The 26,287-nt window shown below is 71.0% G+C and carries 24 protein-coding genes; 15 read left to right on the forward strand and 9 right to left on the reverse strand.

Annotation, left to right across the window (positions count from 1 at the left end; translation table 11 throughout):
* The first annotated feature begins 110 nt into the window (after positions 1–110).
* Positions 111–4,007, forward strand: a complete 3,897-nt coding sequence (locus ACFVAJ_RS10495) for a S8 family serine peptidase (RefSeq protein WP_376943832.1) — start codon at positions 111–113, stop codon at positions 4,005–4,007.
* A 99-nt stretch (positions 4,008–4,106) separates the two neighbouring features.
* Here the strand turns inward: ACFVAJ_RS10495 and ACFVAJ_RS10500 are convergent, their stop codons facing one another.
* Both ACFVAJ_RS10500 and ACFVAJ_RS10505 read right to left on the reverse strand, forming a co-directional pair.
* On the reverse strand, positions 4,107–6,242 hold the full coding sequence (locus ACFVAJ_RS10500; protein WP_376943834.1) for an ABC transporter ATP-binding protein: 2,136 nt from the start codon (positions 6,240–6,242) through the stop codon (positions 4,107–4,109).
* Positions 6,239–7,972: an ABC transporter ATP-binding protein gene (locus ACFVAJ_RS10505; RefSeq protein ID WP_376943836.1), complete on the reverse strand. Its 1,734-nt coding sequence runs from the start codon at positions 7,970–7,972 to the stop codon at positions 6,239–6,241. Before ACFVAJ_RS10505 ends, ACFVAJ_RS10500 begins: the two co-directional genes overlap by 4 nt.
* A gap of 396 nt (positions 7,973–8,368) precedes the next feature.
* Here ACFVAJ_RS10505 and ACFVAJ_RS10510 point away from each other — a divergent pair, with 396 nt between their 5' ends.
* From ACFVAJ_RS10510 to ACFVAJ_RS10520, 3 genes are all read left to right on the forward strand, one after another.
* Positions 8,369–8,935 (forward strand): hypothetical protein, encoded by a 567-nt coding sequence (locus ACFVAJ_RS10510; protein ID WP_376943838.1) that lies wholly within the window; start codon positions 8,369–8,371, stop codon positions 8,933–8,935.
* 221 nt (positions 8,936–9,156) lie between these two features.
* The gene (locus ACFVAJ_RS10515) at positions 9,157–9,780 is read left to right on the forward strand and encodes a PKD domain-containing protein (RefSeq protein ID WP_376943840.1); all 624 of its coding nucleotides are present in this window, start codon (positions 9,157–9,159) and stop codon (positions 9,778–9,780) included.
* A gap of 62 nt (positions 9,781–9,842) precedes the next feature.
* Entirely contained in the window at positions 9,843–10,145 is a 303-nt protein-coding gene (locus tag ACFVAJ_RS10520) for a putative quinol monooxygenase (protein WP_376943842.1), read from the forward strand.
* 43 nt (positions 10,146–10,188) lie between these two features.
* Here the strand turns inward: ACFVAJ_RS10520 and ACFVAJ_RS10525 are convergent, their stop codons facing one another.
* Positions 10,189–11,139 carry an N-acetylglucosamine kinase gene (locus tag ACFVAJ_RS10525; RefSeq protein ID WP_376943844.1) on the reverse strand — a complete coding sequence of 317 codons (951 nt, stop codon included), beginning with the start codon at positions 11,137–11,139 and terminating at the stop codon, positions 10,189–10,191.
* 152 nt (positions 11,140–11,291) lie between these two features.
* On the opposite strand from ACFVAJ_RS10525, the gene ACFVAJ_RS10530 reads away from it, so the two are divergent.
* The 7 genes from ACFVAJ_RS10530 (at position 11,292) to ACFVAJ_RS10560 (ending at position 19,123) form a co-directional block, all read left to right on the forward strand.
* Positions 11,292–12,584, forward strand: a complete 1,293-nt coding sequence (locus tag ACFVAJ_RS10530; RefSeq protein WP_376943846.1) for a sugar ABC transporter substrate-binding protein — start codon at positions 11,292–11,294, stop codon at positions 12,582–12,584.
* Positions 12,585–12,588: 4 nt separating this feature from the next.
* Positions 12,589–13,557, forward strand: coding sequence for a carbohydrate ABC transporter permease (locus tag ACFVAJ_RS10535; RefSeq protein WP_157422955.1), 969 nt, complete (start codon positions 12,589–12,591; stop codon positions 13,555–13,557).
* 74 nt (positions 13,558–13,631) lie between these two features.
* Positions 13,632–14,477 carry a carbohydrate ABC transporter permease gene (locus ACFVAJ_RS10540; RefSeq protein WP_376944638.1) on the forward strand — a complete coding sequence of 282 codons (846 nt, stop codon included), beginning with the start codon at positions 13,632–13,634 and terminating at the stop codon, positions 14,475–14,477.
* On the forward strand, positions 14,474–15,940 hold the full coding sequence (locus ACFVAJ_RS10545) for a glycoside hydrolase family 3 protein (RefSeq protein ID WP_376943848.1): 1,467 nt from the start codon (positions 14,474–14,476) through the stop codon (positions 15,938–15,940). Before ACFVAJ_RS10540 ends, ACFVAJ_RS10545 begins: the two co-directional genes overlap by 4 nt.
* Positions 15,937–17,241: an anhydro-N-acetylmuramic acid kinase gene (locus tag ACFVAJ_RS10550; RefSeq protein WP_376943850.1), complete on the forward strand. Its 1,305-nt coding sequence runs from the start codon at positions 15,937–15,939 to the stop codon at positions 17,239–17,241. The genes ACFVAJ_RS10545 and ACFVAJ_RS10550 overlap by 4 nt, the downstream gene beginning before the upstream one ends.
* Positions 17,238–18,200 carry an N-acetylmuramic acid 6-phosphate etherase gene (gene murQ, locus ACFVAJ_RS10555; protein ID WP_376943852.1) on the forward strand — a complete coding sequence of 321 codons (963 nt, stop codon included), beginning with the start codon at positions 17,238–17,240 and terminating at the stop codon, positions 18,198–18,200. The genes ACFVAJ_RS10550 and murQ overlap by 4 nt, the downstream gene beginning before the upstream one ends.
* A gap of 38 nt (positions 18,201–18,238) precedes the next feature.
* Positions 18,239–19,123 carry a MurR/RpiR family transcriptional regulator gene (locus ACFVAJ_RS10560; protein ID WP_376943854.1) on the forward strand — a complete coding sequence of 295 codons (885 nt, stop codon included), beginning with the start codon at positions 18,239–18,241 and terminating at the stop codon, positions 19,121–19,123.
* 88 nt (positions 19,124–19,211) lie between these two features.
* Here the strand turns inward: ACFVAJ_RS10560 and ACFVAJ_RS10565 are convergent, their stop codons facing one another.
* The 3 genes from ACFVAJ_RS10565 to ACFVAJ_RS10575 form a co-directional block, all read right to left on the reverse strand.
* Entirely contained in the window at positions 19,212–20,324 is a 1,113-nt protein-coding gene (locus ACFVAJ_RS10565) for a YbdK family carboxylate-amine ligase (protein ID WP_376943856.1), read from the reverse strand.
* An 88-nt stretch (positions 20,325–20,412) separates the two neighbouring features.
* Positions 20,413–20,856, reverse strand: coding sequence for a DUF2510 domain-containing protein (locus ACFVAJ_RS10570; protein ID WP_376943858.1), 444 nt, complete (start codon positions 20,854–20,856; stop codon positions 20,413–20,415).
* Positions 20,857–20,906: 50 nt separating this feature from the next.
* A complete protein-coding gene (locus ACFVAJ_RS10575; protein WP_376943860.1) occupies positions 20,907–21,455 on the reverse strand; it encodes a VanZ family protein in 549 nt (182 codons plus the stop codon).
* Between the two features lie 340 nt (positions 21,456–21,795).
* On the opposite strand from ACFVAJ_RS10575, the gene ACFVAJ_RS10580 reads away from it, so the two are divergent.
* The 3 genes from ACFVAJ_RS10580 to ACFVAJ_RS10590 all read left to right on the forward strand — a co-directional run bounded on the left by ACFVAJ_RS10580 (position 21,796) and on the right by ACFVAJ_RS10590 (position 22,953).
* Entirely contained in the window at positions 21,796–21,999 is a 204-nt protein-coding gene (locus ACFVAJ_RS10580) for a cold-shock protein (protein ID WP_022888560.1), read from the forward strand.
* Positions 22,000–22,226: 227 nt separating this feature from the next.
* Positions 22,227–22,433 carry a cold-shock protein gene (locus ACFVAJ_RS10585; RefSeq protein WP_159602901.1) on the forward strand — a complete coding sequence of 69 codons (207 nt, stop codon included), beginning with the start codon at positions 22,227–22,229 and terminating at the stop codon, positions 22,431–22,433.
* Positions 22,434–22,608: 175 nt separating this feature from the next.
* On the forward strand, positions 22,609–22,953 hold the full coding sequence (locus ACFVAJ_RS10590) for a zf-TFIIB domain-containing protein (RefSeq protein WP_376943862.1): 345 nt from the start codon (positions 22,609–22,611) through the stop codon (positions 22,951–22,953).
* 75 nt (positions 22,954–23,028) lie between these two features.
* Here the strand turns inward: ACFVAJ_RS10590 and ACFVAJ_RS10595 are convergent, their stop codons facing one another.
* Positions 23,029–23,871, reverse strand: a complete 843-nt coding sequence (locus tag ACFVAJ_RS10595; protein WP_376943864.1) for an aldo/keto reductase — start codon at positions 23,869–23,871, stop codon at positions 23,029–23,031.
* Between the two features lie 56 nt (positions 23,872–23,927).
* On the reverse strand, positions 23,928–25,139 hold the full coding sequence (locus ACFVAJ_RS10600) for an MFS transporter (protein WP_376943866.1): 1,212 nt from the start codon (positions 25,137–25,139) through the stop codon (positions 23,928–23,930).
* Between the two features lie 117 nt (positions 25,140–25,256).
* On the opposite strand from ACFVAJ_RS10600, the gene ACFVAJ_RS10605 reads away from it, so the two are divergent.
* Positions 25,257–25,709 (forward strand): MarR family winged helix-turn-helix transcriptional regulator, encoded by a 453-nt coding sequence (locus tag ACFVAJ_RS10605; RefSeq protein WP_376943868.1) that lies wholly within the window; start codon positions 25,257–25,259, stop codon positions 25,707–25,709.
* A 72-nt stretch (positions 25,710–25,781) separates the two neighbouring features.
* On the opposite strand, the gene ACFVAJ_RS10610 is transcribed toward ACFVAJ_RS10605, so the two are convergent.
* Positions 25,782–26,207 (reverse strand): VOC family protein, encoded by a 426-nt coding sequence (locus ACFVAJ_RS10610; RefSeq protein ID WP_376943870.1) that lies wholly within the window; start codon positions 26,205–26,207, stop codon positions 25,782–25,784.
* Positions 26,208–26,287: the final 80 nt, after the last annotated feature.

Genomic DNA, 26,287 nt, shown 5'->3' on the forward strand with positions numbered 1-26,287 from the left:
CCCCGTCGTGGCGGATCGAGGCCATGGCATCTCTCCGCCACCACACTAACCGGCGGCGTGTGGAAGCGTGCTCAGCAAGTCAGATCCGACATGCGAGAGGTATCCCTTACATGCCACGAAGCAACAGAACACCAGCGTCGCGTCGTTCCCGTTCGATCGCGGCCGCCATCGGCGGCATCGCGATCGGCGTGGCCGGCATCGGCGCCGCCGCCCTGCCGGCGGCGGCCGATCCCGGCGATCCGGGCGGCGGTGGCGGCGCCCCGAACGCGTCCGCCGCCGCTCCCACCGGTGAGCACGCGGTCACCCTCATCACCGGCGACCGCGTGCGCGTCACCGACCTGTCCGACGGCACGCACGCCGTCGAGGTCGAGACCGCCCAGCCGGGCGCCGGGGTGCAGACCATCGAGGTCGACGGAGACCTCCACGTGCTGCCGGCCGCCGCGATGCCCTACCTCACGGCGGGCGTGCTCGATCGCGACCTCTTCAACGTGACCCAGCTCATCGAGTTCGGCTACGACGACGCCTCGGTCGATGCGACCCCGATCATCGTCGAGCTCGAGGATGCCGCGGCCGGACGTCGTTCGGCACCGGCTCAGGTTCCCGGCGTCGAGCTGGGCGCGCCGCTCGCGAGCATCGGCGGCGCCGCGGCGACCGCCGACCACGCGAGCGCCGCCGACACCTGGGCCGCGTTGACGGAGGCGCCCGCCGCGGGCGCTCGCACCTTCAGCGCCGATCCGGCCGAGGCGAAGCTCGGCGGCGGGGTGGAGGCGATCCACCTCGACGGCAAGGTCGAGGCGACCCTCGACTCGAGCGTGCCCTACATCGGCGCCCCCGAGGCGTGGGCGGCCGGCTACACCGGCGACGGCGTGACCGTCGCCGTGCTCGACACCGGGTACGACGACACCCACCCCGACCTCGCGGGCCGCGTGCTGGCCGAGTCGACGAGCTTCGTGCCCGGCGAGGACGTGGCCTGGGACCCGAACGGCCACGGCACCCACGTCGCCTCGACGATCGCCGGCAACGGGGCCGCGAGCGATGGCACGCACCGCGGCGTCGCCGACGGTGCCGACCTGCTCGTGGGCAAGGTGCTCGACGCCGGCGGCTCGGGCCAGGACTCGTGGATCATCTCCGCGATGGAGTGGGCCGCCGAGCGCGCCGACATCGTGTCGATGAGCCTCGGCACCCGGCAGGGCTCCGACGGCCTCGACGTGATGTCCGAGGCGCTCAACACCATCTCGGCAGAGACCGACGCCCTCTTCGTCGTCGCCGCCGGCAACTCGACGTCGCCGGAGACGATCGGCTCGCCCGGCGCCGCCGCGAGCGCGCTCACGATCGGCTCGGTCGACGACCCGAGCGGCGAGCTCTCGTGGTTCTCGAGCCAGGGGCCGCTCGTCCGCTCCGGTGCGCTGAAGCCCGACCTCGCGGGCCCGGGCAACGACGTGACCGCCGCCCGCTCGGCCGACAGCCCCGGCTCCGGCGCGTACATCGGCATGAGCGGCACCTCGATGGCGACGCCGCACGTCGCCGGTGCCGCCGCGATCGTCAAGCAGCAGCATCCCGAGTACACCGCCGCCCAGCTGCGCGCGGCGCTCGTGAGCACCGCGACCGACGTCGGGCTGACGCCGTACCAGGTGGGTGCCGGCGTGGTCGACGTCGCGGACGCCGTCGAGTCGACGGTCGTCGCCTCGGGCTCCGGCGACTTCGGCATGCTCTCGTGGGGCGAGGCCGCCGAGCCCGTCGCACGCACCGTCGAGTACACCAACCGCGGCGACGCCGAGGTCGTGCTCACGATCGAGGCCTCCCTCGTCGACACCACGCCCGGATCGGGCGGCGGCGGCCTCGAGCCGATGTCGGCACGCGAGGCATCCGATGTGCTAACGATCGACGCCGACGAGCTGACCATCCCGGCCGGCGAGACCCGTTCGGTGACGATGACCGCCGACCCGGCGAAGGTGCCCGCGGGCGCGCAGCTGTCGGGTGCGCTCACCGCCTCGGTCGACGGCGAGGCCGTCACGCGCACCGCCCTCGGCGTGATCGCCGAGGCCGAGCGGTACGACCTCACGGTCACGGCCACCGACTTCGACGGCGAGCCGCTCGACACCTCCGGATGGATCTGGAACGCGGCGACGGGCTGGTACGCCTCGTTCGGCGTCGCGGGGGAGACCACCCTGCGCCTGCCGGCCGGTCTCTACTCGGTCATGTCGTTCATGGATGTCGCGCGGAACGCCGACACCCAGGCGATCGCGCTCGTCGGCGACCCCGACGTCGTGCTCGACGGGGCGAAGACCGTCGCGTTCGACGCCCGCGCCACCAAGCCGGTCACGGTCGATGTGGGCGACGACGACGTCGAGGCGGTCGTGCGCCGGATGGACTACAAGGTGGACGGCTTCACCGGCAGCGCGCTCGCGCCCGTCTGGATCGACGAGCTCTACGCGCAGCCGATGGATGCCCCCGAGGCGGAGACCTTCGACTTCACCACCCGGTGGCGTCTGCAGAACCCGCTGCTCGAGCTGAAGGCGGGCAAGGAGGAGCTCGACCTCATCGCGCAGGCGGGGTCGACGCTGCTCGACGGCGAGGTCCGTGCCCGCGCGGTCGCCGCCGGACTCGGCAGCGCCGAGGAGCTCGCGGCCGCCGACGTGAAGGGCAAGGTCGCGGTCGTCACGCGATCCGACACCGTGTCGGCCTCGGCCCGTGCCGCGAACGCGGCGGCGGCCGGAGCGAAGCTGCTCATCGTGGTCAACGACGGTGACGGCGAGCTCAGCGAGTGGGTCGGATCCGAGGACTACACGACCGACGTCGCCATCCCGGTCGCCGCGATCAGCGGCGTGCAGGGGCGGAAGGTGCTCGACGCCATCGCGAAGCGGCCCGTCACCGTCACCGGTGAGGGCATGCCGATCGCCGACGAGGTCTTCGACATCGCCCGTTACAGCGACGGCTCGGTTCCCGAGAAGCTCGCCTACCGCCCGAAGAAGCTCGCGCGCATCGACACCACGTACTACGGCGAGAAGGGGTCGACCGTCGGCGAGTACCGGTACGACTTCGTGCCGAGCACCGAGTACGGCACCGGATACGCGATGCGGACCTCGCGCGGCATCGAGCGCACCGAGTGGGTGAACACCGACCAGGTCGAGTGGTACCAGAACGTCAACTCGGTCGACTGGGGCTGGGACATCCGCGACGTCGTCCGGGCGTACGAGCCGGGCGAACAGACCGAGGCGAGCTACTTCGGTTCCGTCGTGCGCCCCTATGTCGGTCCGGGCTACTGGGCGCCGCTGCGCTCCGGCGACGGGATCCAGCTGAACCTGCCCTCGTGGGCCGACGGCGACTCGGCGCAGCGCACCGGCGGCATCGACATGTACGCCGGCACCCCCGGCATCACGCAGTCGATCGAGCTGCACCTCGATGGGGAGCTCGTGAAGACGTCGGAGTACCAGAGCCTGAACGGCTGGGGCATCCCCGACGGCGAGCACGACGTCCGCGTGGTGAACACGACGACCCAGGATGGCGGCGCCCTGCCGTCGTCGACGATGACGCGCACCGAGTGGGCGTTCTCGTCGACCTGGGATTCGAGCGACTACACCCGGCAGATCCTGCCGATGATGCAGGCGTACTACGACGTCGACCTCGACGAGCGGGGACGCGTGGGGGCCGACCGCAAGAAGGGCAAGCCCGTCGAGCTCGGGCTCGAGATCGGCCACATCAGCGGGGCCGTCGGTTCGGCGGCCGTGTCGGGCGCGACCCTCGAGGTGCGCACCGCCGGCGGCGAGTGGCAGCCGGTCGACCTCGAGGTGATCTCCACGGATGACTCGGGCCCGGGTGAGGTGCCCGATGGCGGGTTCCCGGCCGGGCGCTCGTACCTCGTGAGCTACGGCGCCGACTTCACGGTGCCGGACGCCGGTGGCTGGGTCGACCTGCGGGTGACGTCGACCGACGAGGCCGGCGGCAGCTTCAGCCAGGAGATCGAGCGGGCATTCGAGGTCGCCCCGGTGAAGAAGGGCGGTCGCTGAGTCCCGACGCCGCTGAGGCGTTCTGAGGCATCCTGAGACGGACTGAGGCCCGGACGACGAAGGTCGTCCGGGCCTCAGCTCTGCGTGCCGCGTGTTCGGCTACTCGATCTCTTCGGCCATCTCCGCTTCGATGCCCTTGAGGAGACCGGCCTGCGGCTCGGCGTCGGAGGCCGTGACGACCGTGGCGTCGCCGAGCGCCTGCTCGGCGTCGAGGTCGGTCGCGGCCTGCTCGAACTGCGAGTTGTAGAGGCGGTAGTACGCGCCCTTCGCAGCGATGAGCTCGTCGTGGTTGCCCTGCTCGACGATGTCGCCGTGCTCCATCACGAGGATGAGGTCGGCGTCGCGGATCGTCGAGAGACGGTGCGCGATCACGAAGGACGTGCGCCCCTCGCGGAGCGCGGCCATCGCGTGCTGCAGCAGCAGCTCGGTGCGAGTGTCGACCGAGCTCGTCGCCTCGTCGAGGATGAGCACGCTCGGCTGGGCCACGAACGCACGGGCGATCGTGATGAGCTGCTTCTCACCGGCCGAGACGTTCGACGCGTCCTCGTCGAGCTTCGTGTCGTAGCCGTCGGGCAGCGAGTGCACGAAACGGTCGACGTAGGTCGCCTTCGCGGCCGCAAGCACTTCGTCGTCGGTCGCCGTCTGGCGGCCGTACCTGATGTTCTCGCGGATCGTGCCGGCGAACAGCCACGGGTCCTGCAGGACCATGCCGGTCTTCGCCCGCACATCGCGGCGGGTGAGGTCGGCGATGTTCTGGCCGTTGAGCAGGATGCGCCCGCCGTCGAGCTCGTAGAACCGCATGATGAGGTTCACGAGCGTCGTCTTGCCGGCGCCGGTCGGGCCGACGATCGCGACCGTCTGCCCCGGCTCGACCCGGAACGACAGATCGGTGATCAGCGGGTGCTCGGGCGAGTACGAGAACGCGACGTGGTCGAACACGATGGTGCCGTCACCGTCGACCGGTGCCGGAGCGTCCTTCGCGTCGGGCTCCTGCTCTTCGGCGTCGAGCAGCTCGAAGACGCGCTCGGCCGAGGCGGTGCCCGACTGCACGACCGCCGCCATGCCGCCCAGCTCCGAGAGGGGCTGGGTGAACTGCTGCGAGTACTGGATAAACGCCTGCACGTCACCCAGTCGGAGCTGGCCGCTCGCGACCATCAGGCCGCCGAGCACCGCGATGCCCACGTACGTCAGGTTTCCGATGAACATCATGCCGGGCATGATGATGCCCGAGAGGAACTGCGCCTTGAAGCTGGCTTCGTAGAGCTCCTGGTTCTCGGCCTTGAACGCCGCCCGCGAGCTCCGCTCGCGGCCGTAGACCTTGACGAGCGCGTGGCCCGAGAAGGACTCCTCGACGCGGGCGTTGAGGCGCCCGACCTTGCGCCACTGGATGCCGAAGGCCTTCTGCGACTTCGGCCCGATGACGCCGAAGATCACGCCCATGAGCGGCAGCGACACGAGGGCGACGAGCGAGAGCTGCCACGAGATCGAGAACATCATGATGAGCACGCCGACGACGGTGAGCACCGAGGTGATCACGGTCGAGAGCGACTGCTGCATCGTCTGGGTGATGTTGTCGATGTCGTTCGTCACGCGCGAGATGAGCTCGCCGCGCTGCACCTTGTCGAAGTAGCTGAGCGGCAGGCGGTTGATCTTCGCCTCGACCGACTCGCGCAGGCGGTACATCGTCTTCACCATGATGACGTTGATGACGTAGCCCTGCAGCCAGGTGAGCACCGAGGCGAGGAAGTACAGCCCCAGCACGATGATGACGACCTGGCTGAGGCGCACGAAGTCGACGCCGGCGCCGACCTGGAAGTTCTCCATCGCGGCGACCATGTTCGCGAAGTCGGTCTGGCCGGCGGCGCGCAGCGCCTCGACGACCTGCTCCTGCGAGGTGCCGGCGGGGAACTGCTGGCCGAGCGCGGTGGACGCGACGCCTTCGAACAGGATGTTCGTCGCCTCGCCGAGCACCTTCGGTGCGAGCACTGTGAGCACGACGCCGAGTGCACCGAGGATGGAGACGAAGACGAACGCGAAGGCGTGCGGCTTCAGGAGGCCGACGAGGCGCCCGAAGCTCTGGCCGAAGTTCTTGGCCTTGCCCGGCGCGACCGCGCCCGACCAGTCGTCGGCGTTGATGCGCGCCTGCTCGCCGAGCTCGATCTCGAGGCGCTCCTCTTCGGTGAGCTCGGGCTCGGGCTTGGCGTTCTTGCCTGCTTCTGCTGTGCGGGAGCTCATGCGCCGGCCTCCACTCCGAGCTGGGATTCGACGATCTCGCGGTACGTCTCGCTCGTGGCGAGCAGTTCGTCGTGCGTGCCGAGGCCGACGATGCCGCCGTCGTCGAGTACGACGATGCGGTCGGCGTCGGTGATGGTCGAGACGCGCTGCGCGACGACGATCTTCGTCACGTTGGGCAACTCCCTCCAGAGTGCTTGCCTGAGTCTGGCGTCGGTCGTGAGGTCGAGCGCCGAGAACGAGTCGTCGAAGACGAGGATCCCGGGGTTGTGCACGATCGCGCGGGCGATCGCGAGGCGCTGCCGCTGTCCGCCCGACACGTTGGTGCCGCCCTGCGAGATCTTCGCGTTGAGCTGGCCGTCCATCTCCTCGACGAAGTCGCGGCCCTGCGCGATCTCGAGGGCGTGCCACAGTTCGTCGTCGGTGGCCTCCTCGCGACCGAATCGCAGGTTGGATGCCACGGTGCCGGTGAACAGGAACGGTCGCTGCGGCACGAGGCCGATGGTCGCCCACAGGTGCTCGAGGTCGATCTCGCGCACGTCGACGCCGCCGACCTTGACGCTGCCGCCGGTCACGTCGAACAGGCGGGGGAGGAGTGAGACCAGGGTGGTCTTGCCCGCACCGGTCGAGCCGACGATCGCGACCGTCTCACCGGGGGCGGCCCCGAAGGTGATGCCCGAGAGCACCGGGTGCTCGGCACCCGGGTACGTGAACTCGGCGTCGGCGAACTCGATCGTGCCGGGCGTCGTGAACTCGGTGATCGGGTTCGCCGGGCGCTCGAGGGAGGTGTTCGCGTCGAGCACCTCGGAGATGCGCTCGGCGGAGACCGCGGCGCGCGGGATCATGATCGTCATGAAGCTTGCCATGAGCACACCCGTGAGGATGAGCATCACGTACTGCATGAAGGCGAACAGCGTGCCGATCTGCACGGTGCCCGCGTCGACCTCGATCGCGCCGAACCAGACGACGCCGACGACGGTGACGTTGAGCACGAGCATGAACAACGGGAACAGCAGCACGAACAGCGAACCGACCTTGCGGCCGATCACCATGATGTCGGTGTTCGCCTCGCTGAAGCGCTCCTCCTCGATCGGCTCGCGCACGAAAGCGCGCACCACGCGGATGCCGGTGAGCTGCTCGCGCATGATGCGGTTCACGTTGTCGAGCTTGTGCTGGTAGCTGCGGAACAGCGGCACCATGCGGCTGATGATGACGATCGCGATCACGAGCAGCACCGGCACGGCGACGGCGATGAGCCACGAGAGCTCGACGTTCTGCCTGAGCGCCATGATGATGCCGCCGACCGCGAGGATCGGGGCGGTCACGAGGAACGTGGCGCCCATCATGGCGAGCATCTGCACCTGCTGCACGTCGTTCGTGTTGCGGGTGATGAGCGAGCCGGGGCCGAACTTCGACACCTCGCGCTCGGAGAAGCTCGAGACGCGTTCGAACACGTCGTCGCGGATGTCGCGACCGGCCTGCATCGCCGCCTTCGCCGCGAAGTACGTGGCGATGATCGACGCGGTGATCTGACCGAGCGAGATGGCGAGCATGAGCAGGCCGGTCGACCAGATGTAGTCGGTGTCGCCCTTCGAGACGCCGTTGTCGATGATGTCGGCGTTCAGGCTGGGCAGGTTGAAGGTCGCGATGGCCGAGGCGAACTGGAAGACCAGAACGCCGACGAGGAGCAACCAGTAGGGCTTGAGGTACTTGAGCAGGAGTCTTCCGAGCATGTGATCTCCAGGAATCGGCGAAATGGCGGATGCCTCGACCCCGACGCATTCGTGCGCGCGCGACCGTTGCGGAGCTGTTGGCTCTTCCGCCCGAACTGCATCGTCGCACCCCCGTCCGACATTGCAGCGTTACAGCCAAACACGCTGCTGATCAGGAATCAAGCGCACCGGGTCATCCGACCCATTGCGTTCACCGAGGGCGAAATCGGCGGCCCTGCGGGTGCCGATTCGCGCTCGAAACGGGATGCCGCGGGCCGCTCCCCGGACGCCGGGCGGAGGTGTTGCCGTGCCCGGGGCCGGTACTTCGGTACTTCGGTACCGTTCGCCGTCGAACCACTGACGCGCCCTGTGGATAACCGCCTCGACCGTGCGCGCGGCTCTCCTATCGTGGACGCCATGTCGATCCCGAGCATGCGCGTCGCCGCACTCGCCGCCGCAGGCGCGCTGGCCCTCGTGCTGAGTGCGTGCGCGCCCGAAGCGGAACCGTCGCCCGAGCCGACGCCGACCGCCGGCGCGGCACCGATCTTCGCCTCCGACGAGGAGGCGCTCGCCGCCGCGGTCGAGGCGTACGAGAAGTACGCCGCGGTTTCCCGAGCGATCATGGAAGACGGTGGTGCAGAGGCTGGGCGCATCGAAGCGGTTGTGTCTGAGCGGTACGCCCCAACGCTCGTCGCGGAGTTTGAGGCGTTCAAGCTCGCAGGCGTTCGCTCAACCGGTGGCTCGAGTTTCGATGGTGCGTCGCTAGTAGACAGAACGGAGTCCGCCGGGGAAGCGGAAGTGTCCATTTATCTCTGCCGGGACGTGGCCAACGTCCGATTGGTCGATGCTGCGGGCCTCGATCGCACTCCTCAAGATCGGAAGGACCGGGTTCCATCCCAGGCGTTTCTCGTCTCAAGTCCCGAAGCACCCGACGCGCTGGTTGTCGACGGAGTTGAGCAGTGGCTTGGCGACGACTTCTGCTGACGGCTGTTGCGGTGGCGGTCGCAACGATGCCGACGGTGGTTCCTTCAACGGGTAGCTCGTCGTCTTGCTCGGAAGCGATGCTAGCGCTCGGTTGTGGTTCGGTGAACTCCGAGTCGAACGGCGATCACGTCGACATCATTGGTGAGCTCAGCAACGGTGGTCGACCCAGCGGAAACGGAATCGACGTCGGCGGGGACGGGGACAGCGGTGGTGGCGTCGATGTGCCGGTCGCCAAACCCCCGCCGGGCGAAGCCGACGTCTGGTCGGGCGAGGACTGGGCGCGGCTGTGCGACGCCAACTTCCAGGAGGCGTGTGCGCGGCCAGAGACGACCCCGCCCCCGCCCGCACCCGGAGCACCCGCGACGGTCACGCTCCGCGACATCGCCTCGTTCCGGCCGGCGAAGCCGGGGAACGAGATGCAGCCCGGCGGATGGGCGGTCGCGGGGCTTCCGGCGAATTTCGTCGCGTCGTCCTCCGTGGAGGTCGTGGCGGGAACGCTGCTCGGCCGGCCCGCGGAGGTGCGGTTCACCCCGGTCGGGTACCGCTGGGTGCACAGCGACGGGGCGACCGTGACGAGCCCGACGGCGGGTGCGAGCTGGGAGTCGCTCGGGCTCCGCGAGTTCAGCCAGACCGGCACGAGCCACGTCTACGCCGAGCCCGGCGAGTACACGGTGACGCTCGAGGTCGCGCTCGCGGCGGAGTACCGCTTCGGCGGGTCGGGCTGGCAGGGCATCGCAGGGACCCTCGCGGTCGCGGGCGATCCGCAGCCGGTGCTCGTGGGCGAGATCGACACCGTGCTCACGAAGGATGATTGCGACGCGGACCCCGACGGTCCCGGCTGCTGAGTGCAGCAGGCGCACGCTCGCCGCTCGCCGGCGGTGTCGGTGGGGCCGGTGAGAATCACGGCATGACCTTCGCGAATGTCGGGCGGCTCGGCGTGCAGCCGGGTGCCCGCGACCAGGTGATCGAGATCCTCACCCGACCGGGCGCCGAGCTCGGGCAGCACGGCTGCCTCCTCTACGAGGTCGGCTGCAACGACGAGCAGCCCGATTTCGTCTACGTCAGCGAACTCTGGGAGTCGGCCGAGGCGCATCAGGCCTCGCTCCAGCTCCCCGAGGTGCGCGCCTCGATCGCCGAGGTCATGCCGCTCCTCAGCGGCGACCACGACGGGTACCGCTTCGAGGTCGTCGGCTCGCCGCTCCGCGCCTGACGCGGGCGGGTCAGCGCGAGAAGCGGGTCAGCGCCAGAACGGGTCAGCGCCAGAGGTACGGCGGATGCCCCGCCGGCACCTCGCCGGCGGCGACGAGTCGCGCGAGCCGCACCGCGCCGTCGAGCGGCGTCGATCGTGCGACGACGAGCGAGGCATCGGGGGCGAGCCGGGCGAACTCCGCCGTGAACGCCGCGGTGAACTCGCCGCCGGCGGCGAAGACGCCGCCCAGGCCCGCCGCTCGGCGGGGGAGTGCGGGGTCGAGCGCGGCGACGAGGGTGCGGGCGACGAGCGTGCCCGCCTCCGCCATGATCCGTGCGGCGACGACGTCGCCGACCGCGGCGAGCCCAGCGACATCCGCCGCGAACCCGGCGAGCACCGATCCGCGGTCGTCGCGCGTGTAGAGCTGGCCGGGCCAGGTCGGCGCGGCGCCGAAGCGCGACTCCGCCGCCGAGAGCAGCGCCGAGGCATCCGTGGTGACGCCGTCGTGCGTCTGGATCGCGGCCTTCAGGCCCTCGATCCCGATCCACGCGCCCGAACCGCGGTCGTCGTAGAGGTGGCCCCAGCCGCCGACGCGACGCCACACCTCGTGCAGGTCGGTGCCGAGCGCGATCGTGCCGGTGCCGACGGCGACGACCGCGCCGGCCTCGCCCGCGAGCGCGCCGAGATGCGCGGTCACCGCATCGATCGCGAGTGCGACCGGGGCGCCGCCGGCCGCCTCCGACAGGGCGGCGAGCGAAGCGGCAGGATTCGTGACGAGCGAGGCGATGCCGGTCGCGCCGATCGCGACGGCGGCGATCCGCGCATCGGGCCACCGCAGCTGCAGCGCCGCGCGCGCCTCCTCGATGAGCGCCCCCGTCACGGCGAGCGCCGAGCTCCCGCCCGAGGTGATCGCGACGGGCGGTCCGCTGATGAGCACGCGCTCGTCGCCGAACGCGCCCGCGAGCGGTTCGAGCGCGGCCCGGCCGCCGGTGCCGCCCACGTCGATGCCCAGCACGACTTCCGACCGTTCGGAAGTTTCTTGCAATCTTGGCGCCATTCCCGAATACTACTTCCAGAGAGTCGATCTGTTCGCGGATCACGTCTGTCCAGAGAATCACAGCCAGGGCCCTTGCGCCCACGACCAGTTTCAACGAGGAGACCATCCTGATGAACAAGCGCTTCCTCCCGATCGCCGCGCTCGGCGTCGCCGCCGCGCTCGGCCTGACCGCCTGCTCGGGCGGTTCCGGCGACAACGGCGACGGCGGTACGAACGCCGAAGGCCAGACGCTGACCGTCTGGATCATGGAAGGCACCAACCCCGACTCGGACGCCTACTTCGACGAGGTCGCCGACGCCTTCACCGAGAAGACCGGCGCCGAGCTCGACGTCGAGTTCGTGCAGTGGGCCGACGCCCACGACCGCTTCGTCACGTCGATCGCGGGCGGCACCACGCCCGACGTCGCCGAGACCGGCACGACCTGGACCGCGGAGTTCGCCGACGCCGGCGCACTGGCCTCGATCGACGAGTACGTCGCCGCCGACGACCTGGGCGACGACCTCGTCGAGGGCCTCGTCGCCGCGGGCACCTACGACGACGAGCTCTACGGCATGCCGTGGTACGCCGGCGTCCGTTCGCTCGTCTACCGCTCCGACATCTTCGACGAGCTGGGCCTCGCGGCTCCGACCACGTGGGACGAGATCGTCGCCGCGGGCGACAAGATCAAGGCCGCCCACCCCGAGATGATGCCCTTCGCCGTTCCGGGCGACGCCGAGTTCGGCGTGTACCCCTGGGTCTGGGGTGCGGGCGGCGAGGTCTCGACGCTCGAGGGCGACGAGTGGGTCTCCGGCATGGCGAGCCCCGAGTCGCAGGAGGGCGTCGGCTTCTACACCGGCCTCGCGACCGAGCACGGCTTCTCGTCGGCCGGCGCCACCACGTGGAAGGAGACCGACGTGCTCGACAACTTCGCGCAGGGCAACGTCGCCATGGCCCTCATGGGCTCGTGGACCCCTGCCGCGATCGTCGAGAAGAACCCCGAGCTCGAGGGCAAGTTCGCCGCCACCCCGATCCCCGGCAAGGACGGCGGCATCGCCCCGTCGGTGCTCGGCGGCTCGCACCTCTCGATGTTCGAGACGGCTGAGAACAAGGACCTCGCGTGGGAGTTCATCAAGCTGATGACCACGGGTGACTTCGCCAAGCAGTGGGGCGACGAGACCGGGTACTTCCCTGGCCAGACCTCGCTCCTCGACGAGGCGATCGCCTCCGACGACCCGCTGGTGCGCCCCTTCGCGCAGCAGATGGTCGAGGGCGGCGGCACCCCGCCGGTGACCCCGAAGTTCGGCGCCGTCCAGGCGAAGAAGACCACCAACACCGCCATCCAGGCGATCCTCTCCGGGCAGAAGACGGTCGAGCAGGCGCTCACCGACGCCGCCGCGGAGATGGACGAGATCATGAACGGCTGACCTCGTGTCGAACACCCTTCAGGTTCCGACGGCCGCGCCGGGAGCTTCGGCTCCCCGCGCGGCCGGCGGGGCCGCCCGCAAGAGCCTCCTGACCCGGAGCCGCCCCTGGCTCCTCCTCGCCCCCGCGCTCGCGGTGCTCGCCGTGCTGCTGCTGTGGCCGCTCGTGCGGGTGCTCCTCTTCTCCCTCCAGGACTACGGCCTGCGCGAGATCGTCTCGGGCGAGCCCAACTGGATCGGCCTCGCCAACTACGGCGAGATCTTCACGAGCCCCGAGCTCTACACCGTCGTGCTGCCGAACACGGTCGGCTTCGCGGTGCTCGCCGTCGCCGGCACCGTCGCCCTCGGCACCGCGGTCGCGGTGCTCATGGCGAGCCTCGGCGGCTTCTGGCGCACCGTCGTCGGCAGCGCCATCATGATCGCCTGGGCCATGCCCGCGGTCACCGGCACCTACGTCTGGATCTGGATCTTCGACGCCGACCGCGGCATCGTCAACGAGACCCTCCAGGCCCTCGGCCTCCAGGACGAGCCCGTCAACTGGTTCACCAACCGGTACACCTTCTACGGCATCGTCCTCCTCAACGTCATCCACCACGGGTTCCCGTTCGTCGCCATCACGATCCTCGCCGGCCTCCTCGGGGTGCCGAAGGAGATGCTCGAGGCCGCCGAGATGGACGGCGCGGGCCCCTGGCGCCGCTTCTGGCGCATCATCGTGCCGAACCTCAAGCAGGTCTTCGCGGTCGTCATCATCCTGTCGACCATCTGGGACTTCAAGGTCTTCGCGCAGGTCTACCTCATGCCCGGCGGCGCCGGCTCGAATCGCGAGGCGCTGAACCTCGGCGTCTGGTCGTACGTCGAGTCCTTCGGCCAGAACCGCTACGGCTTCGGCTCGGCGATCGCCGTGCTGCTCACCCTCGTACTGCTCGGCATCACCGTCGTGTACGTGCGCACCATGCTGAAGGAGGAGGAGCTGTGAGCACCGCCACCACGAACACGCGGTCGGATGCCTCGCGCAGCACCCGGCCCGAGGCATCCACCGATGTGGCGCAGCTGCGCAAGAGCCGCAAGTCGGCGCGCAAGGCGCGCATCGCGGGCGGCAAGGCGGTGCTCGTCGTGCTGCTGCTCGGCTTCACCCTGTTCCCCGCGTTCTGGATGCTCTCGAGCGCCTTCGACGCGCAGGCCGGCGCGGGCGGGCAGCAGCTGCTGCCCCGCGAGTGGTCGCTCGAGAACTTCGAGTACGTGCTCACCGAGGGCGGGTTCGACGTGTTCCTGCGCAACTCGGCGATCGTCGCGGTCGTGACGGTGCTCGCGAGCGCGCTGCTCGCGCTGCTCGCCTCGGTCGCGGTGGCGCGATTCCGTTTCAAGTTCCGCACCGCGATGCTCCTCATGATCCTGATCGTGCAGATGGTGCCGCTCGAGGCGCTCGTGATCCCGCTGTTCGTGCAGGTGCGCGACCTGCAGCTGCTGAACACGCTGCTCGGCATCATGGTCGTCTACGTCGCGCTCTCGCTGCCGTTCGGCATTTGGATGCTGCGCGGCTTCGTCGCCGCGGTGCCCGTCGAGCTCGAGGAGGCCGCGTACATCGACGGCGCCAGCTGGGGCCGGATGTTCCGCTCGGTGCTGCTGCCCCTCGTCATGCCCGGACTCGTCGCGACGAGCGTGTTCTCGTTCATCACCGCCTGGAACGAGTTCATCTTCGCCATGACCCTGCTCGGCGGGGCGACCGAGAACTACACGGTCGCGATCGGCCTCAAGCAGTTCTTCGGCGAGCACTCGAACGAGTGGGGCTACATCATGGCCGCCTCCACGATCATCACGATCCCGGTCATGATCTTCTTCGTCATCGTCCAGCGTCGCTTGTCGAGCGGCCTCGTGGCCGGCGCGGTGAAGGGGTGACCGCCGCGGACGACCCCACCATCAGGGGGTTGGTGGGCGGAGTGCTCTGGCCGGGCTTCCTCGGCCGGAGCATTCCGGACTGGCTTCGCCGCGAGCTCGACGCGGGCCTCGCGGGTGCGGTGCTCTTCGCGCACAACCTGCACGACCCGGCCGGTCGAGGAGCTCCGACCCTTGCCGCCGAGTTCGCCGCGTACTCCGCAGCGACCCGACCGCTGCTCGTCGGCATCGACGAGGAGGGCGGCAACGTCACGCGCGTCGACGCGGCGCTCGGCTCGACGCTGCCGGGTGCGGCGCAGCTCGGCTTCGTCGACGACCTCGCGGCGACCGAGGCGGTGGGCGAGCAGCTCGCCGACCGGTCGCGCGCCGTCGGGGCGAACGTGGTGCTCGGGCCGGTGGCCGACGTGAACACCGACCCGCGCAACCCGGTCATCGGCGTGCGCTCGTTCGGGGCCGACCCCGAGCTCGTCTCTCGGCACGCCGTGGCGCAGCTCCGCGGCATCCAGCGGGCCGGTGCGGCCGCGTGCGTGAAGCACTTCCCCGGGCACGGCGACACGCACCTCGACTCGCACCACGCGATGCCCGAGCTCACGATCTCGCTCGACGAGCTCGAGCGCATGCACCTGCCGCCGTTCCGCGCGGCGATCGCCGCGGGGGTCGCCGCCGTCATGACCGCGCACATCATCGTGCCCGAGTGGGGTGCCGCGCCGGCGACCCTGAACCCGATCGCGCTCGGTCGGCTTCGCGAGCTCGGCTTCGAGGGCGTCATCATCACCGACGCGCTCGACATGGCCGCGGTGCGCGAATCGGTCGGGGCCGGCCCCGGAGCCGTGCAGGCGCTCCGCGCTGGCGCCGACCTGCTCTGCATCTCGAACCCGACGAACCTCGGCGCGGCGGCCGTCGCCGACCAGGACGTGCGCGACTTCCGCGAGGTGCAGCAGGCGATCTTCGCCGCGATCGACGACGGGACGCTCGACGTCGCGACCGTCGAGCGCGCCGCCGATCGGGTGCGACGGCTCGCGGTCTCGCTCGACGAGGCTCCGTCGAACACGCGGATGCCGCTCGACACACGCCGGGTCGCCCGCGAGGCGATCACCGTGGACGCCGAGATCCCGGCGCTCCCGGGATCCCGTGCGGTGCTCGACGTGCGCGGCCGCTCGACGCTCGCCGTCGACAGCGACGCCGACTACGTCGAGCGGGCGCTCGCGGCCGGCGGCCGGGTGCTGCGCGGGAACGCCGCGGTGCCGGGCGACGGCCAGCTGGTCGTGATCGTCGACGCCGTCGGCGCACCGGGCCCGCAGCGCGAGCGCGTCGCGAACATCGCGGCGATCCGTCCCGATGCCGTCGTGGTCGACACCGGCATGCCCGGCGAGCCGCTGCCGCTGCCGACGCTGCACACGCGCGCCGCGAGCCGGCTCGCCGCCGAGGTCGCGAGCGAGCTGCTCGAGTCGGGAGCCGGCGCGTGATCGTGCTCTCGCTCCAGTCGGGCACCTCGGCGGACGGCATCGACGTCGCCGTCGTCGAGATCGAGCCCGCGCGCCCCGCCGAGGGAGCGAATGCGACGCCGCTGCGGCTGACGCCGCTGCACACGAGCACCGTCGACTGGGACCCCGCGCTCCGCGCGAGGATCCTGTCGGTCGCGGCCGGCGAGGCGCTCGACGCGGGCGGGTGGACCCGGCTCACCACCGAGCTCGGCCAGGCCTTCGCCGACGCGGCGGCCGGGGGCATCCGTGCCTCGGGCGCGACGCCCGAGCTCATCGTCTCGCACGGCCAGACCGTGCATCACTGGGTCGAGGGCGGGCATGCCCGCGGCACCCTGCAGCTCGGGGAGCCCGCGTGGATCGCCGAGCGCGCGGGCGTGCCCGTCCTCTCCGACGTGCGTATGGCCGACATCGCCGCGGGCGGCGAGGGAGCGCCGCTCATGGCGTTCTTCGACCGGCTCTGGCTGGGTGAGGAGGCCCGCACCGCCGGACGCACGATCGCGACCGTGAACCTCGGCGGCATCGCGAACGTGCAGCTCGTCGGTGCCGACGGTTCCGTCGTCGCCTTCGACACCGGCCCCGGCAACTGCCTCATCGACGCCGTGGTCGACCGCCAGACGGCCGGTGCGCAGGGCTACGACGAGGGCGGACGGCTCGCCGTCGCCGGGCGGGTGCACGAGGCGCTCCTCGCCGCACTGCTCGCGCACCCGTACTTCGCGGCCCGCGCGCCGAAGTCGACGGGACGCGAGACCTTCGACCTCGGGGTCGTCGACGCCGCGGTCGCCGCGGTCGCCGCGACGACGGGCGGCGAGGACGGGGCCGATGCGCGAGACGCGCTCCCCTTCGCCGACCTGGTCGCGACGCTCACCGAGCTCACCGCGCGCGCGGTCGTCGACGCTCTCGCCGACGACGCGCCCGTCGTCCTCGTCTGCTCGGGCGGCGGGGCGCTCAACCCGGTGCTGCTCGCGCGCATCGCCGAACACGCGACCGCCCGCGGCATCTCCGTCGAGTCGAGCGCCGCCCGCGGCCTCGACCCGGCGTTCAAGGAGTCGCTCATGTTCGCGCTCCTCGGGTACTGCAGCCGGCACGGCGTGCCGATCGAACTCGGCCCCGACCCTGCGGGCGCGCGCGTGCTCGGGCGGTTCTCGCCCGGGCCGCAGCCGCTCGATCTGCCCGCGCCGCTCGCAGGCGTGGCATCCATCGTCATCGAACACCGCGCCATCGAACGCCGCACCATCGAACACCGCACCGACGAACACCGCACCAACGGGGGAGCAACACCATGAGCGGTCACCCACCGCAGCAGTCGGCCGAGCATCACGCACTGCGCGAGCTGCTCGGCGAACTCTCGACCGAACAGGTCAACGACGCCCACGCCGGATTCGACCTGCTCTCGACCGAGGCGCAGCTCGCCGCCATGCAGGCAGAGAGCGCGCAGGCCGTCGCGGCCGTCACCGAGGCGACGCCGCAGATCGCCGCGGCCGTCGACGCCATCGTCGCCCGGCTGCGCGGCGGCGGTCGCCTCGTCTACGCCGGGGCCGGCACCGCCGGGCGCATGGGCGTGCTCGACGCGAGCGAGATCCCGCCGACCTTCGGCACCGATCCCGCGCTCGTCGTCGGGCTCATCGCCGGCGGCGACGGCGCGCTGCGCTCGGCCGTCGAGAACGCGGAGGACGACACGGCGCTCGGCGCCGCCGACCTCGAGGCGATCGGGCTCGGCACCGCCGACGCGTTCATCGGCATCTCGGCATCGGGCCGCACCCCGTACGTGCTCGGCGCCATCGAGTACGCGAAGCGCGTCGGGGCGCTCACCATCGGCTTCGCCTGCAACGAGGACTCGGCGATCGGCGCGGCCGCCGACCTCGCGATCGAGACCGTCGTCGGCCCCGAGATCGTGGCCGGCTCCACCCGGCTGAAGGGCGGCACCGCGCAGAAGCTCGTGCTCAATGCGATCTCGACGATCGCGATGGTGCGCCTCGGCAAGGTGCACGGCAACCTCATGGTCGACGTGCAGGCCACCAACGCGAAGCTGCGTGCGCGCGCCGAGCGCATCGTCATGCAGGCGACCGGGGTGGATGCCGTCACCGCCTCCGCCGCGCTCGCCTCGGTCGACGGGCACGTGAAGGCCGCGATCCTCGTCACCATGACTGGGGTGGATCCGAAACTCGCGCTGGCGCGCCTCGCCGCCGAAGATGGAGTGCTGCGCGATGCTCTCTCCAGCGTGCGCGACACGACCGTCGAATAGGGCGCGCGATCACAAGGAGAAGGAACGGAAGGCTGGAGATGTCGGCGAACGTGCTCTCGACCGTGCGCGAGGCGGTGCCGCGCCTGAGTTCGTCCGAGGCGCGCGTCGCCGAGGCGATCATCGCCGACCCCACGCTCGTCGTCGACCTCACCATCACCGACCTCGCACGCGTGTGCGGCACCTCGCTGTCGACGGTCGCCCGGTTCTGCCAGACGCTCGGGTACTCGGGCTACCGCGAGTTCCGCATGGAGGTCGCGAGCGCCGTGAGCCGCGAGGCCGCGGAGCGCGACCGCTTCGGCCTCGCGAACGCCGACATCGACCCCGACGACACCGCATCCGACGTGGTGGCGAAGATCGCCTTCCACGAGGTGCTCGCCATCGAGCAGACGGTGGGCGGCCTCGACACGACGGTGCTCGACCAGGTCGTCGACGCGATCGTGGCGGGGGCGCACGTCGACCTCTACGGGTTCGGCTCGAGCGGGCTCACCGCACAGGACCTGCAGCAGAAGCTCTCGCGCATCGGCATCTCGGCGTTCTGCTCGGTCGACGTGCACCTCGCGCTCGTCTCGGCGGCGCTGCGGAAGCCCGGGGACGTCGCGATTGGGATCTCGCACTCGGGGCTCACGGCCGAGACGAACCACGCGCTCGAGGTCGCCCGCGAGGGCGGGGCGACGACGGTCGCCGTGACGAACTCGCCCGAGTCGCCCATCGCCGAGCTCGCCGAGTTCGTGCTGATGACGCACGCACGCGAGTCGAGCTACCGGGTGGGGGCGATGTCGAGCCGGATCGCGCAGCTCGCCGTCGTCGACTTCCTGTTCGTGCGGGTCGCGCAGCGCCTGGGCGACTCGGTCTCGACCCCGCTGCAGCGCACCTTCGAGGTCACCGCGAGCCATCGGGTCCCGTCGCGGCGGCGGCCGGCCTGAGGCCAGGCCCCGCACGAGGCCCCCGCCGAGTCGCTCGCCGAGCCGTTCGCACGAAACCGGCGCGCGTGCCGTGCCGTGCCGTGCCGGCTCAGCGCTCGGCCGTGAAGGTCGACGTGTAGAGCTCCCGCAGCGCGGGCATCCCGCCGGACGCGAAGGCCGCGCGCTGCCGTGCCCCGCCCGTGCCCTCCTCGCGCAGGCGCGCGAAGCCGGTCGCGACGAGTCCGGCATCGCCGCTCGCGTCGAGTGCGGGGGCGAGCAGCGACTGCGCGCGATCGAGCACCTCGTCGGCGGGGCGGAGCTCGCCGAGCACGGGGTCGAGCACGAGGGCGTCGAGCCCGCTGTGGGCCGCGTGCAGCAGCGCGGCGTTGAGGAGTTCGGGGCCGGGGGCGGCCTCGGCGCTCGGCACGACCGCGTCGGCGGCGCCGAGCGAGACGTCGATCACGCTGTCGACGAGCGCCCGGTACACGGCGGCGTGCAGCACGGCCGACCAGGCCTCGAGTTGGGCGTCGGCGACCCTGACCTCGACGGTGGGCACGTGGTCCGACAGTCGCGCCGCCCACATGATGATCGCGTGGTCCTTCATGCCGCCGATGCCCACGAGCCGTTCGAGGCGCCGGTCGTAGTCGGCCGCGTCGCGGAACTCGGGCGGGCACCCCGTCGTCGTCCAACGGCGCTGCCCGACGTTGCGCCAGCTCTCGTAGCCGGTGTCGTGGCCGCGCCAGACGGGGGAGTTGCCGGTGAGCGCAGACAGCAGGGGCAACCAGTTGCGGATGGCGTTGAGTGCACGCACGCCGTCGTCGCGATCGTCGATCCCGACGTGCACGTGCAGCCCCTGGATCTGGTGGTCGGCGATCACGCCCGCCATGTCGTCGGCGATGCGCTGGTAGCGGGGGGTGTCGGTGATCGTCGGGAACGGCAGCGCATCGGGCGGGCAGCCGACGCTAGCGGCGACGACGCCGTATCCGTCCGCCTCGGCGGCGACCTCGCGGCGGAACCCGACGAGCGCCTCCTGGGCCTCCGTCATGTCGGTGAAGACGGCCGAGGCGTGCTCGACCTGCGCGGCGAGGAACTCGCGGTGGGCGAGGGGCTTCCAGCGGGGGTCGGCGGCCAGGTGCGCGAACGCGCCGTCGGCCACGTCGGCCGGGCGCAGCGTCTCCCGGTCGAGGAAGACGAACTCCTCCTCGAGCCCGAAGGTGGTCATCGCAGCTTCCTCTCGATGCTCACACTCTCGCCAGCGGGTCGGCGCGCGTCAAGGGCTTGCCGGCATCGTGCGTCGGGTCGACGCGACGTCAGAAGAGCAGCAGCACCGCGACGCTCGACGCGAGGGTGACGACGAGCGACCCGGCCACGAGGGCGGCCACGACGATCAGCGCCACGCGCCCGCGCGAGAGGCGGTCGCCCGAGTGCACCGGTCTCGTCGTGAACGGCGACGGGGATGCCACGGCGCCGCCGTGCGGCGTCGGCACGGTCGTGTGCTCGGGCACGAGGCGCATGGTCTGCATGAGGGGCTGGGCCAGCTCGTCGGCGCCGTCGGGGGTCGCGGCGAGTGCGCCGAGGTGCGCGGGCGCGAACGCGGCGACGAGGGCAGGCTCGGGGGCCGGCGCGCCCGGCGCTGAAGGTGGCGACGCGACCGCCTTGTGCGCCGTGTGCGGAGTCCAGCCGCGGCCGTCCCAGTAGCGCAGCCACGTGGCATCCGCCTCGTCGTCGTACCAGCCCGCCGAGCGCTCAGCCATACGCGGCCGCGGCGTCGGGAGAGGTCATCCGCCCACTGTAGAGCCGCGCGTCAGGCTGCGCGATCGGCAGAACTCCCCATGGCGGCGAGCAGGTCTTCGGGGTCGCGCGGGCTCGCCGCGGCACCGAGGTCGAGCAGCGCCTCGGCGTCGAGGGCCGCGGTGGGCGGGACGACCTCTGCGGCGGCCACGGCACCGGCCCGGCGCACCATGCGGGCGGCCTGGACGAGCACCACGCCGAGCACCGCCCCGGCCGTGTTCATGACGAGGTCGCGCGGGTCGGAGATGCGATCGGGCTCGGGCAGCTGGATGAGCTCGATGACGGTGGTGAACGCGAGGCCGGCGAGCAATGCGAGCGGCCAGGCCCGTCGGGGGAGGAGGAGGGCCGCGAGCACGCCCACCGGCACGAACAGTGCGACGTTGAACGCGATCTCGGCGAGATAGCCGGTGGTCCACGTCACCTGGGCCGTCCAGGCGTCGGGGTTCAGGATGCCGCCGTCGACCTGGTTGCCGGTCGTGCTCCAGGGCGCCGGACCGACCGTCACCCACAGCACGAGCGCCGCGTACGCGGCAGCGACGAGACCGAGGGGGCGGCGATCCATGGCCCGATTCTCCTCCTCCGAGCCTTCGAACGGGCTGGATTCCTCCCGGGAGTCGGATCCGAACGTCACAATCCGGTCGCGACCGGTGTGCTACAGCGAAGAAGCCGATAGTGTATTTTCACTGATTCCTCCATCAAGCGGGCGCTTGCCCGCGCCTCCATTCGATTGCCCGGAGGCGGACCGATCCGCGTGGCATGACCCGATACGAGACGGCGGATGCCTGCATGGCATACCGTCCCTCGCCCCCGCTCCGTCTGGCAACCTGCCGTGCGGGGCAGCGATCGACCGTCGATCGCATCGGGCCCGCGACAGCGGCCCATAAGGACAGAAGGACAGCAGTATGGCAACTGGAACCGTCAAGTGGTTCAACGCCGAAAAGGGCTTCGGCTTCATCGCTCCCGACGACGGCTCGGCCGACGTCTTCGCGCACTTCAGCGCGATCTCGGGCAACGGCTACCGCTCGCTCGAAGAGGGCCAGAAGGTCGAATTCGACGTCGCGCAGGGCCCGAAGGGCCTGCAGGCGGAGAACATCCGCGGCCTCTGAGCCCAACGGCAAGTCGAACGCCGTCGCAGCCTCGTGCTGCGGCGGCGTTCGGCGTATCCGGGCGGTATCACAGCTTCACCGTCTAGTGTTGGGCCCGCGAGCCGTCGTCATCCGCACGAACGGCACGCGAGCTCCCGGCGACGGACATCGTCGCTGGGAACCCGCACGACTTCGGTCGTGCACGTCGCAGCCGCTCCGGCGGCTCGGCTCTACAGAAGGAAATGAATATGGCAACCGGAACCGTCAAGTGGTTCAACGCCGACAAGGGCTTCGGCTTCATCGCCCCCGACGACGGCTCGGCCGATGTCTTCGCGCACTTCAGCGCGATCGCGTCGGGCGGCTACCGCTCGCTCGAGGAGAACCAGAAGGTCGAGTTCGAGACCGCCCGCGGCCCCAAGGGCCTGCAGGCAGAGAACATCACCGTCATCGGTTAAGTTCTCCCAGCGCGTTTCAGACGACGGATGCCTCGGCGCCCTCCCGTTCCCGGGAGATGCGCCGGGGCATCCGTCGTTCGTGCGTTCGGCGCCGTCGGGCGTCTTCAAAGCTTCGATGCCTACGATCGGAACACATCGACCCCGGCCCGCGGTCGGCCCCGAAGGAGGAGCCCCCATGCAATGCCCCAGTGACGGAACCGTGCTCGTGATGAGCGAGCGCAGCGGCATCGAGATCGACTACTGCCCGACCTGCCGCGGCGTCTGGCTCGACCGCGGCGAGCTCGACAAGATCGTCGAGCGGGCCGGCCGGGAGTTCGGCGGTGCGCAGGCCGCACCCGCCGCCGCCCCGCAGGCGCCGCCCGCCCCGCCGCAGCAGCCGGCCTACGGTCAGCAGGCGTACCAGCAGCCCTACGACAACCGTGGGTACGACAACCGCGGGTACGACAACCGCGGCTACGGCGACCAGGGGTACGGCCGCAAGAAGAAGAAGGAGAGCTGGCTCTCCGAGCTCTTCGACTGAACCCCGAAACACGCGAATGCCGCGTCGGTCGCCATTCGGGCGGCCGGCGCGGCATTCGTCGTCGGCGCGGCCGGATCAGGCCGCGTTGAACTCGGCCGGGTGGGGTCCGGTGCGTCCGTCGCGCTCGAGCGCGTCGATCGCGGCGAGGTCGTCGCCCGTCAGCTCGAAGCCGAAGACGTCGAGGTTCGCGGCGATCCGCGCAGGGGTCACCGACTTCGGGATCACGACGCGGCCCTGCTGCAGGTGCCAGCGGAGCACGACCTGCGCAGGGGTCACGCCGAGGCGCGCGGCGATCGAGGTGACGGATGCCTCGCCGAGCACGGCGCCCTGCGCGAGCGGGCTCCAGGCCTCGGTGACGACGCCGTGGCGGTCGTTCGCCGCGACGGTCGCGCGGTTCTGCAGTGCGGGGTGCAGCTCGATCTGGTTCACGGCCGGCACGGTGCCGGTCTCGGTGATGAGCCGCTCGAGGTGGGCGGGCTCGAAGTTCGAGACGCCGACGGCGCGCACCCGCCCCTCGTCGAGCAGTCGCTCGAGCGCCCGCCAGGTGTCGACGAAGCGGTCGCGCTCGGGCGTCGGCCAGTGGATCAGGTAGAGGTCGAGGCGGTCGAGCCCGAGCTTGCCGAGGCTCGCGTCGAAGGCGCGGAGGGTGGCGTCGAAGCCCTGGTCCGAGTTCCAGACCTTCGTCGTGACGAACAGCTCGTCGCGCTCGATGCCCGACTCGGCGAGGGCGCGGCCGACGCCGGCCTCGTTGCCGTAGATCGCGGCGGTGTCGATGCTCCGGTAGCCCGCTTCCAGGGCGGCGGCGACCGCCGCGGCCGTCTCGGGCTCGGGGACCTGGAAGACGCCGAAGCCGAGCTGCGGCATCTGCACGCCGTTGTTGAGGGTGACGGTGGGCACGGTGGTGGTGGTGGTGGTCATGGAGTCGCTTTCCTGGTCGATCAAACGGGGTGTGGAGGCGCCGCGCCGCGCCGAGGTCATGCGGCGGGGACGGTGGTCGGGGAGGTCGCGGGGAAGGCCGTCGCGGCGGCATCCTCCCTGGACGAGCGACGCGCCGTCGCGGCGGCGATCGCCATCACGAGGAGGGCGGCGAGCGTGATGCCGGCGCCCACCCAGATGGGCGAGGTGAAGCCGAGGCCGGCGGCGATGGTGAGGCCGCCGGCCCAGGCGCCGAGCGCGTTGCCGAGGTTGAACGCCGCGATGTTCGCGCCCGAGGCGAGCGTCGGCGCTCCGGCCGCGAAGCGCATCACGCGGCTCTGCAGGCCCGGCACCGTGCCGAAGCCGAAGGCGCCCATGAGCACGAGCAGCACGACGGTCGCGATCGGGCCGCTGGCGAGCCATCCGAAGAGGGCGAGCACGACGACGAGCGCGGCGATGAAGGCGAGCAGGGTGCCGTCGATCGAGCGATCGGCGAGGCGTCCGCCGGCCCAGTTGCCGACGACGAGACCGGCGCCGAACAGCACGAGCAGCCACGGCACGGCGGAGGCGGCGAAGCCGCTGACCTCGGTGAGGGTGAAGGCGATGTACGTGAAGGCGCCGAACATGCCGCCGAAGCCGAGCACGGTGACGGCGAGCGAGAGCCAGACCTGACCCGAGCGGAAGGCGCCGAGCTCGCGGCGCAGGCTCGGCGCGGGGCCGGCGGTCCTCAGGCTCGGCACGAGGGCGGCGATGCCGGCCAGGGCCACGACGCCGATCGCGGTGATCGCCCAGAAGGTCGCGCGCCAGCCGAACTGCTGGCCGATGAAGGTGCCGAAGGGCACGCCGAGCACGTTCGCGGCGGTCAGCCCGGTGAACATGATCGCGATGGCGGCCGCGGCCTTGTCGGGGGCGACGAGGTTCGCCGCGACCACCGAGCCGATGCCGAAGAAGGCGCCGTGGCAGAGTGCGGCGATCACGCGGCCGGTCATCATGAGTTCGTAGCTCGGCGCGAGCGCCGAGACGGCGTTACCGGCGATGAACAGCACGAGCAGGCCCATGAGCACGGGCTTGCGGGGGAGTCGGATGGTGGCGGCCGTGAGCCCGAGTGCGCCGACCACCACCGCGAGGGCGTAGCCCGAGATCAGCCAGCCGGCGGTGGCCTCGCCCACGCCGAAGTCGGTCGCGACCTCGGGAAGCAGGCCCATGATGACGAACTCGGTGAGTCCGATGCCGAATCCGCCGATGGCGAGTGCGATGAGTCCGAGTGGCATGGCGAAGCTCCTGCTAGAGTGGAGGGAATTAGTTGCAAGCGCGTGCTATTGCGCAAGCGACGTTAATACTTGCACACGCAAATACAAAGCGCAAGCAACTAAATTCGAGGAGGCAGCATGGGGATCGCCGACGACGCCGTCGAAGTGCGCGCGCAGGGGTGGCGCACGCTCGCCGCACTGCACGGCCTGATCGAGTCCGAGCTCGAGCGCGCGCTCGGGGCCTCCGTCGATCTCTCGGTCGTCGAGTACACCGTGCTCGACGCGCTGAACCGGCAGGACGGCTGGCACATGCGCATGCAGCAGCTCGCCCGGGCGACGGCGCTCAGCCCGAGCGCGACGACCCGACTCGTCAACCGGCTCGAAGATCGGGCGCTGCTCACGCGCATCCTGTGCGCCGACGATCGACGCGGCATCTACACCGAGCTCACGCCGGCCGGGCTGGCCCTCTACGAGCAGGCGCGCCCGATCCACGACGAGACGCTCGAGCGCGTGCTCGCCGAGGCGGCCGCGCAGCCCGAGCTCGCGCCCGTCGTCGACGCGCTGCACGTCGCGGCGCCCGTCGCCGGCTGAACCGGAGACACAACGTCGAGCGCGCACGGACGGGATGCCCGGGTGTGCGTCATGCTCGCAGCGTCGCGGCGATCAGCCCTGCTGCGCGCCGCCGATGTTGACGAGCCAGGTGACGCCGAAGCCGTCGGTGCACATGCCGAACGCATCGCCCCAGGGCGCGACCTCGAGCGGCACGATCTCGGACCCCGAGGCCAGCAGCTTCTCCCAGTAGCCGCGCAGCGTCGCGTCGTCGTCGGGACCGCCCGAGAGCGACACCGAGATGTTGCTGGTCTCGGGCGCCGGCGGCATGTGGCTCGGAGTGTCGGCGACCATGATCCACATGCCGCCGTCGCCCTCGACCTGGCCGTGCATGACCTTGTCGGCGTCGGCGGGGTCGTCGGCCTGCCCGAACTCCCCGAAGGTGTTGACGGTGAGCTGGCCGCCGAACACCGAATGGTAGAACTCGAGCGCCGCGCGGGCGTTGTCCTTGAGGTTGATGTAGGGGTTGAGCCGTGCCATGGTGCATTCCCTTCGCTGGGTGAGCGGACAGTGCCGATGATTCTCGCCCGCCCGCCGTGCCGCAAGCCCCGGTTCGAGCC

The organism is Agromyces sp. NPDC057679, from assembly GCF_042799635.1.
GTDB lineage: Bacteria > Actinomycetota > Actinomycetes > Actinomycetales > Microbacteriaceae > Agromyces.